Below are 490 nucleotides of genomic sequence, written 5' to 3' on the forward strand. Positions count from 1 at the left end.
CCGGAGCGCAAGCGAAGGGCCGGAAGGCATGACGAAGCCCGTGGTCCGAAAGCTGCGTTGCGCCGTCTACACCCGGAAATCCTCCGAGGAAGGTCTGGAGCAGGAGTTCAACAGCCTGCATGCCCAGCGCGAGGCCTGCGAGGCGTACATCGCCAGCCAGCGGTCGGAAGGCTGGGTGCTGGTTCGCGATCGGTACGACGACGGCGGCATCTCCGGCGGCACGCTGGAACGCCTCGGCCTGAGGCGGCTGCTGGAGGACATCGAGAACGGGCTGGTCGATGTGGTGGTGGTCTACAAGATCGACCGCCTCAGCCGCTCGCTGGCCGACTTCGCCAAGCTGGTGGAGGTGTTCGACCGGAACGGGGTGACGTTCGTCTCCGTCACCCAGTCGTTCAACACGACCACCTCCATGGGCCGGCTGACGCTGAACATCCTGTTGTCCTTCGCCCAGTTCGAACGCGAGGTGACCGCCGAGCGCATCCGCGACAAG

At 65.7% G+C, this 490-nt stretch carries 1 protein-coding gene; it reads left to right on the forward strand.

All coding sequences use genetic code 11. From position 1 onward, the window contains the following. Positions 1-28: 28 nt before the first annotated feature. A partial coding sequence (locus GT358_RS16420) for a recombinase family protein (RefSeq protein ID WP_166583701.1) occupies positions 29-490 on the forward strand: 462 nt, incomplete at its 3' end.

Origin of the sequence: Rubellimicrobium sp. CFH 75288 (assembly GCF_009904055.1) — a bacterium.
Classification (GTDB): domain Bacteria; phylum Pseudomonadota; class Alphaproteobacteria; order Rhodobacterales; family Rhodobacteraceae; genus Rubellimicrobium.